10 protein-coding genes are annotated in these 10502 nt (G+C 70.5%); 6 read left to right on the top strand and 4 right to left on the bottom strand.

Annotated features, from left to right (window positions below; all coding sequences use genetic code 11):
• Window positions 1-95: 95 nt before the first annotated feature.
• Window positions 96-1049, bottom strand: a complete 954-nt coding sequence (locus tag ACWDR4_RS46155) for an NAD(P)/FAD-dependent oxidoreductase (protein ID WP_450417699.1) — start codon at window positions 1047-1049, stop codon at window positions 96-98.
• A 77-nt stretch (window positions 1050-1126) separates the two neighbouring features.
• Between ACWDR4_RS46155 and ACWDR4_RS46150 the strand changes: the two genes are divergently transcribed.
• The 6 genes from ACWDR4_RS46150 (at window position 1127) to ACWDR4_RS46125 (ending at window position 6586) form a co-directional block, all read left to right on the top strand.
• Complete coding sequence (locus tag ACWDR4_RS46150) at window positions 1127-1738, top strand: helix-turn-helix domain-containing protein (protein WP_450417698.1); 612 nt, start codon at window positions 1127-1129, stop codon at window positions 1736-1738.
• A 117-nt stretch (window positions 1739-1855) separates the two neighbouring features.
• Window positions 1856-2851: an NADPH:quinone oxidoreductase family protein gene (locus tag ACWDR4_RS46145; RefSeq protein ID WP_450417696.1), complete on the top strand. Its 996-nt coding sequence runs from the start codon at window positions 1856-1858 to the stop codon at window positions 2849-2851.
• Window positions 2848-4068 carry an acyl-CoA dehydrogenase family protein gene (locus tag ACWDR4_RS46140; protein ID WP_450417694.1) on the top strand — a complete coding sequence of 407 codons (1221 nt, stop codon included), beginning with the start codon at window positions 2848-2850 and terminating at the stop codon, window positions 4066-4068. The genes ACWDR4_RS46145 and ACWDR4_RS46140 overlap by 4 nt, the downstream gene beginning before the upstream one ends.
• On the top strand, window positions 4065-5174 hold the full coding sequence (locus tag ACWDR4_RS46135; RefSeq protein WP_450417692.1) for an acyl-CoA dehydrogenase family protein: 1110 nt from the start codon (window positions 4065-4067) through the stop codon (window positions 5172-5174). Before ACWDR4_RS46140 ends, ACWDR4_RS46135 begins: the two co-directional genes overlap by 4 nt.
• Window positions 5175-5414: 240 nt before the next feature.
• The gene (locus tag ACWDR4_RS46130; RefSeq protein WP_450417690.1) at window positions 5415-6278 is read left to right on the top strand and encodes a phosphatidylinositol-specific phospholipase C/glycerophosphodiester phosphodiesterase family protein; all 864 of its coding nucleotides are present in this window, start codon (window positions 5415-5417) and stop codon (window positions 6276-6278) included.
• A 113-nt stretch (window positions 6279-6391) separates the two neighbouring features.
• Window positions 6392-6586, top strand: a complete 195-nt coding sequence (locus tag ACWDR4_RS46125) for a hypothetical protein (protein ID WP_389354461.1) — start codon at window positions 6392-6394, stop codon at window positions 6584-6586.
• A gap of 14 nt (window positions 6587-6600) precedes the next feature.
• Here ACWDR4_RS46125 and ACWDR4_RS46120 read toward each other — a convergent pair whose 3' ends face one another.
• The 3 genes from ACWDR4_RS46120 to ACWDR4_RS46110 form a co-directional block, all read right to left on the bottom strand.
• Entirely contained in the window at window positions 6601-7836 is a 1236-nt protein-coding gene (locus tag ACWDR4_RS46120; protein WP_450417688.1) for a phosphodiester glycosidase family protein, read from the bottom strand.
• A gap of 88 nt (window positions 7837-7924) precedes the next feature.
• A complete protein-coding gene (locus tag ACWDR4_RS46115) occupies window positions 7925-8284 on the bottom strand; it encodes a DUF779 domain-containing protein (RefSeq protein ID WP_450417701.1) in 360 nt (119 codons plus the stop codon).
• A 143-nt stretch (window positions 8285-8427) separates the two neighbouring features.
• A complete protein-coding gene (locus ACWDR4_RS46110) occupies window positions 8428-10479 on the bottom strand; it encodes a glycoside hydrolase (RefSeq protein ID WP_450417686.1) in 2052 nt (683 codons plus the stop codon).
• Window positions 10480-10502: the final 23 nt, after the last annotated feature.

Below are 10502 nucleotides of genomic sequence, written 5' to 3'. Positions count from 1 at the left end.
CCGGCGTTTGAGGACGAGCGCGTTCAGCGCGATACGGGGGTTCGGGGGCGCAGCCCCCGAGGATGGGACGGGTAGGGGCGGCGGGGGCGAGGAAACTACTCGAACACCAGGTCCGCCACGATTGCCGTCGCCGCGCGGTAGCCCCCGCTCGCCGCATGGATCACCTGCTCGCCGAACCCGATCGCATTGCCCGCCGCCCAGACCCCCGGCACCGTTGTCAGCCCCGTCGCGTCGACCTTCGGATACGTACCGAACGGGGTCTCCGTCAGTTCGGCGCCCAACGACTCGAACAGGGCGTTGCGGGGGACGGGCCGCGGCGCGACGAACACCGTCTCGCGGGCGTACGTCGTGCCGTTCGTCAGGCGTACCCCGGTCAGGCGGTCCGCGTCCGTCGTCAGGGACTCGACCTCGCCGGGGACCACCGTCACGCCTGCCCTGCCCAGCCTGCGCCGGTCATCGTCCGCCACTTCCTCCTCCCTCACCGTGTGCAGGAACAGCGTCACGTCCTTCGACCACCGGGCCACCAGCAGCGCCTGGTGCACACTCGCCGGCGTCGAGGCCAGCACGCCGAACGCCCGGTCCCGTACCTCCCAGCCGTGGCAGAACGGGCAGTGGAGCACGTCCCGCCCGAAGTGTTCCGCGACGCCCGGTACGGCCGGGAGTTCGTCGCGCAGGCCCGTCGCGATGACGAGCCGCCGGGCACGCACCGTCCGTCCGTCGCTCGCCAGCGTCACCGTGAAGTCCTCGCCCCTGGCTACGTCCACCACCCTGTCTTCCACCAGCTTCACCCCGTACCCCGCGACCTCCGCTCGCCCCACCGCCAGGAACTCCGCCGGCGACATGCCGTCCCGGGACAGATAGCCCTGCATGTGTGCCGCCGGGGCGTTGCGCGGCTCGCCCGCGTCCACGACCAGCGTGCGGTAGCGGGCCCGGCCCAGGACCAGTGCCGCCGACAGTCCCGCCGCCCCGCCTCCGATGACGACAACCTCGTACGAATCGCTCTCGTACGAATTGGTCTCGTACGACTCGCTCCCATGCTGCTCGGTCATGGTGACCACCTCCGCCACGACCGTCGCCCGTCCGCTGCCGCATTGACAAACCTCTTTGCCGAAACTGCAATGGCGGCATGGATGAGACGAGTGACATGAGTGACGACACCGGCCATGTCCTTGCCGAGGTGGGCCCCCGCCTGCGGCGGATCCGCAAGGAGCGGGGGGCGACCCTCGCGGGGCTGTCCGCCACCACCGGGATCTCCGTCAGTACCCTGTCCCGGCTGGAGTCGGGGCTGCGGAAGCCCAGCCTGGAGCTTCTCCTGCCGATCGCGCGGGCGCATCGCGTCGCGCTCGACGAGCTGGTCGGGGCCCCTGCCGTCGGTGATCCCCGGGTGCGGGCCAAGCCGATCGTGCGGCACGGGCGGACGTATCTTCCGCTGACCCGGCAGCCGGGCGGCCTCCAGGCGTTCAAGGTGATCCTTCCGGTGCTCGGCGAGGAGCCGGAGCCGCGTACGCACGAGGGGTACGAGTGGGTGTACGTGCTGTCGGGGCGGCTGCGGCTGGTGCTCGGGGAGCATGACGTGGTCCTCGGGGCGGGAGAGGCCGCCGAGTTCGACACGCGGGTGCCGCACTGGTTCGGGGCGGTGGGGGAGGGGCCCGCGGAGTTCCTCAGCCTGTTCGGGCCGCAGGGGGAGCGGATGCACGTACGGGCGCGGCCGACTCGTTCGAAGGGTGCGCGGTCGTGACGTACGCGACTGTTCCGGACCTGGTCCCGACGGTTCCCTGATGCGCAAGCGACCGCTTAGTATGCGGTCGAGCCCGGTCAGGTGGACAGGACGAGCGCAGTTCCGTGGAGGCCCCCCATGCAGGCATGGCAAGTGCACCAGAACGGTGAGCCGAGCGAGGTGATGGTCCTCGGTGAGGTGGAGCGGCCGGTGCCCGGTGAGGGCCAGGTGCTGCTGAAGGTGCGTGCCGCGACCATCAACTTCCCGGACGTACTGATGTGCCGTGGGGAGTACCAGGTCAGGCCGCCGCTGCCGTTCACCCCCGGGGTGGAGATCTGTGGTGAGACCGAGGACGGGCGCCGGGTGATCGGGAACCCCGTGCTGCCGTTCGGTGGGTTCGCCGAGTATGTCGTGGCCGATCCCCGTGGGCTGTTCGCCGCCCCTGAGTCACTCGACGACGCCGAAGCCGCCTCCCTCCTCATCGGTTATCAGACCGGGTGGTTCGGGCTGCATCGGCGGGCCGCCCTGGAGGCCGGCGAGACACTGCTCGTGCACGCCGCCGCGGGCGGGGTCGGCAGCGCCGCCGTACAGCTCGGGAAGGCCGTCGGAGCCACCGTCATCGGTGTCGTCGGCGGGGCCGAAAAGGTGTCCGTGGCGCGGGAGTTGGGCTGTGACGTCGTCATCGACCGGCGTGCGGAGGATGTCGTTTCCGCCGTCAAGGAAGCCACCGGGGGGCGTGGGGTCGATGTCGTCTACGACCCCGTCGGAGGGGACGCCTACACCCAGTCCACCAAGGTCGTCGCCTTCGAGGGGCGGATCGTTGTCGTCGGGTTTGCGAGTGGGGCCATTCCCAGCCCTGGGCTCAACCACGCCCTCGTGAAGAACTACTCGATCCTCGGGCTGCACTGGGGCCTGTACAACACCAAGAACCCGAAGCTGGTCCAGCACTGCCACGAGCAGCTCACCGAACTGGCCACCCGGGGCGCGATCAAGCCGCTGGTGAGCGAGCGCGTGCCGCTGAGCGGGGCCTCGGCCGCAGTGCAGCGCGTCGCCGACGGTGTCACCACCGGCCGGGTCGCCGTGCTGCCCTCCTTGTCCTCCCTGTCCTCCCTGGAGAACGGAGCCGTCGCATGACCGTCGACGCCACTGAACTCACCCGACTGACACGGGAGTTGCTGGCCGCACATCCGCCCGTCAGTACCGACCGGCTCGACTTCCTCAGGGCCCGGTTCGACGCCGGGCTCGCCTGGGTGCACTACCCGGAGGGGCTGGGCGGGCTCGGTGCGCCGCGTTCCCTCCAGGCCGTCGTGGACGCCGAGTTGGAGGCCGCGGGGGCTCCCGACAACGATCCACGGCGCATCGGCATCGGGCTGGGCATGGCCGCGCCGACCATCCTCGGCTTCGGTACCGAGGAGCAGAAGCGGCGGTTCCTGCGGCCGTTGTGGGTGGGGGAGGAGGTCTGGTGCCAGCTGTTCAGCGAGCCTGGTGCCGGGTCCGACCTCGCCGCGCTCGGCACGCGGGCCGTCCGGTCCGATGGGGGCCCCTCCCGCTCGAGCGAAGCCGAGAGTGGGGGAGACTGGATCGTCAACGGGCAGAAGGTCTGGACGTCCAGCGCCCATCTCGCCCGCTGGGCGATTCTCATCGCGCGCACCGATCCCGACGTGCCCAAGCACAAGGGCATCACCTACTTCGTCTGCGACATGACCGACCCGGGCGTCGACGTACGGCCGCTGCGGCAGGTCACCGGAGAGGCCGAGTTCAACGAGGTGTTCCTGACCGACGTCCGCATCCCGGACGCCCATCGCCTCGGCGAGATCGGCGACGGCTGGCGGGTCGCGCAGACCACGCTCAACAACGAGCGCGTGGCCATCGGCGGTATGCGGCTGCCCCGCGAGGGCGGCATGATCGGGCCGGTCGCCAAGACCTGGCGCGAGCGTCCGGAGCTGCGTACCCACGATCTGCATCAGCGGCTGCTCAAGCTGTGGGTCGACGCCGAGGTCGCCCGGCTCGCCGGTGAGCGACTGCGGCAGCAGCTCGTCGCGGGCCAGCCCGGACCCGAGGGCGCCGGCATGAAGCTCGCGTTCGCCCGCCTCAACCAGGAGATCAGCGGCCTGGAGGTCGAACTCCTCGGCGAGGAAGGCCTGTTGTACGAGGACTGGACCATGCGCCGGCCCGAACTGGTGGACTTCGTCGGCCGGGACGCCGGTTACCGCTACCTCCGCTCCAAGGGCAACAGCATCGAGGGCGGGACCAGCGAGGTCCTGCTGAACATCGTCGCCGAGCGTGTCCTGGGCCTGCCCAGTGAGCCGCGCACCGACAAGGACGTCGCCTGGAAGGACCTCGCCCGATGAGCACGACGAGCACTCAGCCCGACCTGCTGTACTCGGAGGAGGAAGAGGCGCTGCGCGCCGCCGTCCGGGATCTGCTCACCGACCACTGCGACCCGGCCGGCGTGATCACCCGCATGGAGACGGACGCCCCGCACGACCTCTCCCTGTGGAAGTCCCTCGCCGAAGGCATGGGGCTGGCCGGTCTTCTGGTGCCCGAGGAACAGGGCGGCCAGGGTGCCTCGCACCGCGAAGTCGCCGTCGTCCTGGAGGAGTTGGGGCGCGCCGTCGCACCCGTCCCGTATCTCACGAGTGCCGTCGTCGCCACGGAGGCGCTGCTGGCCGGTACGGGTGAGGCGGTGGGCGAGCTGCTCTCCGCGCTGGCCTCCGGCCGGACGATTGGTGCCCTCGCCGTCGCGCTGAACGTGGCTCCCGGCGGCGCCTACAAGGTCGTCGTCCACGAAGGCGGCCTGCTGCACGGTGAGTTGACCGGCATCGCGGACGCGATCGCCGCCGATGTGCTCTTGGTGCCGGCCGACGACGGTGGGCTTTACGCCGTGGACACCAGCTCCGCCGCCGTCACCGTCACCCCGCAGGTCTCCTTCGACCTCACCCGGCCGGTCGCCACCGTCACCCTCGCCGGAGCGTCGGCCCGGCTGCTGGGCGACGCCGAACCCGCCGTACGACGTGCGCTGCGGGCCGGGGCCGGACTGCTCGCCTCCGAGCAACTCGGGCTCGCCGAATGGGCGTTGACCGAGACCGTGCGCTATCTGAAGGACCGCAAGCAGTTCAACCGGCCCGTCGGCGGCTTCCAGGCCGTCAAGCACCGGCTGGCCCAGCTCTGGCTGGAGGTCGTCAGCCTGCGCGCCGCCGCCCGGGGCGCGGCCGACGCCCTCGCCACCGGCAGCCCGGACACCGACGTCGCGGTCGCCGTCGCCCAGTCCTACGCGGCCCCCGTCGCCGTCCGCGCCGCCGAGGAGGCGCTCCAGCTGCATGGTGGCATCGGGATGACGTGGGAGCACCCGACCCACCTCTGCCTCAAGCGCGCCAAGGCCGACTCGATCGCCTACGGCACCGCGGGCGGCCACCGCGCCGCCCTCGCCGAACTGGTCGACCTGCGCGCCCCCTGACGTACCGCCCGCGCACGTCCGCGAAAGCCCGCCCCCGCCCGGGGGCGGGCTTTTTCGTGTGCGGGGCGCGGACGAAATGAACACGCAGAGTCAGCGGTGAACACACAGCGGCAGTCCGGCCAACTCCCGCGCCAGGCCCTGCTGCTGGGCCCCGCCCGCCCCTCATACTCGCGGAGGCTTCATACCTCGGCCCCAGCTCCAGAGTCAGCCCCACATGAACTCCAGCCAGGGAGGCAGCGCATGGCCCTCACCACCCGCCGCAGAGCCCTCACCGCCTTCGGTGCCGCCGTCCTGGGCACCGTCGCCCTGCCCGCCGCGCGTGCCCTCGCGGGCGAACCGACGTACGGTCCGCGCCCGTTGTGGCGCGCCCACGCCCACAACGACTACGAGCACCCCCGTCCCCTCCTCGACGCCCTCGACCACCGCTTCGGCAGCGTCGAGGCCGACATCTACCTCGTTGGCGACCAGCTCCTCGTCGCCCACGACCCCCAGGACCTCGACCCGGCCCGCACCCTCGAATCCCTCTACCTCGACACCCTCGCCGCCCGCGTCAGGGCCAACCACGGTTGCGTGTACAGGGGTTACCGTCGGCCGCTCCAGCTCCTCATCGACATCAAGACCGAGGGCTCGTCGACGTATCTCGAACTCGACCGCCATCTCCGCCGCTACCGGGGCCTGTTCACCACGTACGCCCATGGCCGCGTCCACCCCGGGCCGGTCACCGCCGTGATCTCCGGTGACCGTGCCGCCCGGGTGCCCATGGAGGCCCAGAGCGTACGGCGGGCCTTCTACGACGGACGCCTCGCCGACCTCGGCACCTCGGCGCCCGCCTCCTTCGTGCCGTTGATCTCCGACAACTGGACGCTCAACTTCACCTGGCTGGGCGTCGGTACGTTCCCGGCCGCCGAGCGCGCCAAGCTGAACGGCATCGTCTCGGCGGCCCACAAGCGCGGGCAGCAGGTGCGCTTCTGGGCCACGCCCGATGCGGCCGGACCCGCCCGGGACGCGCTGTGGGGCGAACTCCTCGCCGCCGGCGTCGACTACCTCAACACGGACGACCTCGCCGGGCTCGAAGCGTTCCTCGACGCCCACGAGACGCCCTGACACTCGCGAGACACCACACGTTCGGCCGTCATGTCAGCCGCCCGAACGAACCCTCCGCTACGCCACACTTGCGGCCGAAAGCCGCGAAGTGCGCGTGGCGGAGGAGGTTGACGATGGCCATTTCCATCTCTGCGGTGGTGCTGCTCCTGATCCTGGCGGTGGTCTTCCTGCGCAACGGAGCGCTGAAGCCCAGCCATGCCGTGGTCTGTGTCCTGCTCGGCTTCCTTCTGGCCGGCACGAACGTGGCACCGACCATCCACAGCGGGATCACGGCCACGGCCGACATGGTGAGCAGCCTCAGACCCTGACGTCAGGACGTCGTTCAGGACGTGGTGAAGACTCCGATCGCGTTCGGGACGGGCCGTTCGGCGCCGCCGGTCGGATGGTTGCGTACGGTGGCTCTGCTCGCCCCGGGTGCTCTGGCGACGAGGGCCGTCGAGCCGCCGCCATCCAGGTTGAAGGCGTCGACCGAGCCCAACTTCCGCATGGTGGCGGCGACTTCGGCCACCGTCAGCCCGCTGCGGTACCTGGCCGCACCGTCCACCGCGAGCAGCAGCAGCTTGCGCCCGCCGCTCGCGATGCCCGCCGCGGTGCGCACGGCGGAGGTGGTGGAGTCGAGGCCGGACAGCGGTCGGCCGGCTTTCAGCACCGGGTAGCCGCCGAGGGCGAAGCGGTACGGGACACGGCTCGTCGCGGCCACGAGACCGCTCTTGACGGTGACCTTCGCGCCGACGAACAGCTTCCGCAACTGCTGCGCGCCCGCCTCCCGGCCCACGAGGACGGTGGTGTTGGCGCCGATGGCCCCCTTGCCGGGGGAGTTCGCCATCCGTACGACCTTGCCGCGCCGCACCGTCACCTCGTATGTGTCCGTACTGCACGGCGCGGCCCGGTTGGTGTCCGTGCCGCACACCGCCCGGGCCCGGGAGACGCTGCCCCAGGCCGGGGTGAACGCGCCGATGGAACCCACCGGCAGCGCGTACTGGTTGAGCCCGCCGAGGTTGAACCGTCCCACGGGAGTGCCGACGCTGCCCGTCAGGGTGAGGGTGTCCAGCCGGGCCTTCCGGTCGGTGCCCACCCCGAGAACGGCCCTGGTGGTGATGCCGGGCGGCATCGCGGGACCGAAGCGCTGGCCCTTCGGCACCGCCGCCTTGAGGACCACGCCGCTCGCGATCGCGGGGCCCACGGACGCGCCGGTGGCCGCGACCCCGGGATGCTGGACCTCGCTGATGTTGAAGAAGTCGCCGTTGACGCCCGCGACGGCGCCCTTGGCGTTGGCCAGTCTGGAGACGGCGGACCGTGCCGCCACCGCCCCCGGGTAGAGGAGGTTGAGCCGGACCCGCGCGTTGCCGAGGTCGACGCTCAGCAGATGGGCATGGGTCAGCCCCTTGGCCGCCGAGATGTCGAACTGCGTATAGCGCACGCCCGGCGCGATCTGAACGGCACTCGGCGCGCTGCTGGCCGGTGCCGCCCCGATCAGGGCCGCGCCGGCCAGCGTTCCGAGTGCCGCGACTAGTGAGAGTGCCGTTCTGGCCGTTCTGAACCGTCCGCTGCCACGCATTCAGACCCCCCTGATGTCTCGTCAACTGTCCCAGGACGCCAGGGAAGTGCACCAGATGACGATGAGCCGCGTGGGGGGCTTGCGGGGGCTATCCGTTGACTACACGGGAACGGATCAGGAAACGCACTCCTTCGGGTGCCTCCAGTGAGAAACCACTGCCCCGGCCGGGTACGACGTCCACGATGAGGCGGGTGTGACTCCAGAGCTCGAACTGGCTGCGCGACATCCAGAACGTCACCGGTTCGGCGACACCCTCGACCGTCAGTTCGGCGAGCTGGACGTCCGAGCCGCCGGTCCGGAACTCGCCCTCCGGGTAGCACATGGGCGCGCTGCCGTCGCAGCAGCCGCCGGACTGGTGGAACATCAGCGGGCCGTGCATCGCGTGCAGCCGCCGCAGCAGATCGGCGGCGGCCGGGGTCAGTTCGACGCGCGGGTTCTCCTCGGGCATCTCCACGGGCATCTCCACGCGGTCAGTGAACTCCGTACGACGTTGCGAGAGGGTTGCGGGTCGACCCCGGACGCCCTGGGCATGCGGAAGGCCGCCTCCCCGTGCGGAGAGGCGGCCTTCGTATACGAACTCGTCCTACCGGATCAGCTCGGGTCGGTCACGTCCGTGACCCTCCAGCGCTGGTTCGAGCCGGAGTTGGCCTGCCACGTCGTGACGGCGGCACCCTCGTCGGTGGCCTGGCCGCCGACCTCCAGGAGGCGGCCGGTGGCCCAGTTGACCAGGGTCCACGTGCCGTCGCCGGTGGTCGACATGACCCACTCGGTGGCCGGATCGCGCTCGCCCGTGTCGGGCTCCACCACGGGGACGTTGTCGCGGACGGCCAGTCGCTTGCCCTCGGCCGGGTTGGCGAACACGTACCGCTGGCGGGCGCCCTTGTCGCCGTGGCGGGCGTCGAGCTGCCAGTCCTGGGCGACCGTGCCGTTGGCCGAGCCGATGACCAGGTTCGTGCCGCCCGCCGCGACGGTCACCGCCTTGCCGCTCTGCACGCCGGTCAGCGTGTAGGAGTGGCCCTTGCTGAACAGGCCGGCGTTCTTCGCGACACCCCAGACGCCCTTGACGGCGAAGGAGGTCACGGACTGGGCGGGGACCGTGTAGGTCGCCTTGCCGTCGACGACCTTGACCGGGGCCTGCTGCTGGAGCTTGCCGTCGGCGCTGGTCACGGTCGGCGTGACGGTCGCGTTGCCCTTGATCGTGCGGAACTTGGACAGGTCGATGGTGACCGTACGGGCCTCGGTGGTGCTGTTGACGTGGACGAGCGAGGCGCCCTTGCCGTCCTTGGTCACGGCGGCGGCGCTGGAGGTGTCGTCCACCTTGATCAGCTTGTCGCCCGGCTTGATGAAGTGGGTGAAGTTGCGGGCGGTGTCGAACTTGGTGTTCGTGTAGATCGGGCAGGACTCCAGCGTGTCCGTGGACTTGCAGCTGAACGACAGCTGGATGCTGCCCCAGTTGCCGCCCTTGGCGGACTCGCCGCCCGGCTTCATGTTGTCGTAGTCCTCGACCGGCTGCCAGAACACCCAGGCGGAGGGCTCCAGTTCACGCAGGTCGTTCACGATCTGCTGGGCGAGTCCGAGACCAGGACGCATGTCCGTGAAGCTCTGGCCATCGCCCCAGTCGCCCTCGACCTCGCTCATCCACAGCGGCTTGTCGGCCGCCTTGGCGAGGTCGCGCACGGTGGTGCGCTGCCCGGTGCCGTAGGTGTGGACGTTCATCTGGTCGACGAGGTCCTTGGACGTCTGCGCGTACGAGTTCCAGTTGTTCGCGAAGATGGACGGGTTGGTCTCGTCCATCGCCGAGATCTCGGCCTTGACCTTGGCCTTCTTCAGCTCGGGGGCCAGCGCGGCCAGGACCTTCTCCTGGAGTGCGGGGCCGATGTGCGCGCCCTCCTGACGGCCGCCGACGGGCTCGCCGTCCGCGCCGAGACGGGTGCTCCAGTAGCCGGTGTTGGGCTCGTTGAACGGGTCGACGGTGTCGACCTTGATGCCCTCGGCCTTCTCAAGACGCTTCGTCGCCCCCGCCATGTAGGCCGCGAAGTCGTCGACCGAATCGGCCTTCAGCTGGTCGGTGTTGGCGTTGAAGCCGCCGGAGACATAGCCGCTCTCCGTCATGAACCAGGGCGGCGAGTTGCTGAACGTCTCCCAGTGGGTGATGTCCTTCTTGATGCGCTCCACCCACCAGCGCTGGGTTTCGTCCGCCTTCGGGTTCCAGTCGGCCGCGTCGTCGGCGCTCCACCAGTCGGTGTCCTCGCGGGTGGTGCCCGCAGGGGCCTTCCACCAGCCCTCGACGGCCCCGCCGGCCCGCAGATAGTCCTTCACATCGGGGGCGTTGCCGCCGCCGATGTTGTAGCGGGCGATGTTCAGCGCCAGCCCGTCGTCGCCGAACAGCAGCTTCGCGAGCTTCTCGCGGATCGCCGGGGGATAGTCGCCGGTCGCGTTCGCGAACCAGACCAGACTGGTGCCCCAGCCCTCGAATCTCTCCTGGCTGTACGACGGATCGGGGGTGACGGTGACGGACGAGGCCGCTGCCTCGACCGCCGCCTGCGCGTCCGGCGAGGCCGGCGTGACCAGGGCGGCCGAAGTGGCCAGGACGGTGATGCCGACGACTCCCAGCAGGTGTCGTGTGCGGGTACGGCGTGCCAACGTGTGCTCCCAACTCAGATGTG

Source organism: Streptomyces sp. NPDC000878, from assembly GCF_053599695.1.
This window is presented reverse-complemented; position numbering and strand designations above follow the sequence as displayed.